At 64.5% G+C, this 422-nt stretch carries 1 pseudogene; it reads left to right on the forward strand.

Annotation, left to right across the window (positions count from 1 at the left end):
* Positions 1 to 80: 80 nt before the first annotated feature.
* A pseudogene (locus tag F6S12_RS33000) lies at positions 81 to 422 on the forward strand (hypothetical protein); the annotation flags it as partial.

Here is a 422-nt window from a genome sequence, read left to right on the forward strand (position 1 = left end):
ATCGAGCAGGCCCTGCAGCCGCTGGCCGGTGCCGATTCGGTGACGCAGCCCCAAGCCCTGGCAGACACGGAGCAAACCCCATGAGCGGCCCGAAAGTGGTGCGTATCGTCACCCGTGAAGAAATCCTGGAGATCTGCGCCGGTCACCTGCGGCGCCTGGAACAGGCGATTGCCCGCTGGGAAACACAAGCCCAGCGCCTGGGGCAACTGACCGAACAGGAACGGGCCGCCACCCACGAGCGGTTCAAACAGTTGCGCCAATTGATCGAGGCCGATCGCCTGCAGGACCTGCAAAAGCAGGTACCGATCGAGATCGAGTTCCTCAAGGACGATCTGCAACAACGGGAAAACCGCGCCGTGCAGCAAGCCACGCAACAGCGCCAACTGGCCCGCCGCCAGCGGGAAAACGCCGCCACCCTGCTG

The sequence above is a fragment of the Pseudomonas sp. JV245A genome, assembly GCF_032424515.1.
Classification (GTDB): Bacteria; Pseudomonadota; Gammaproteobacteria; order Pseudomonadales; family Pseudomonadaceae; genus Aquipseudomonas; species Aquipseudomonas protegens.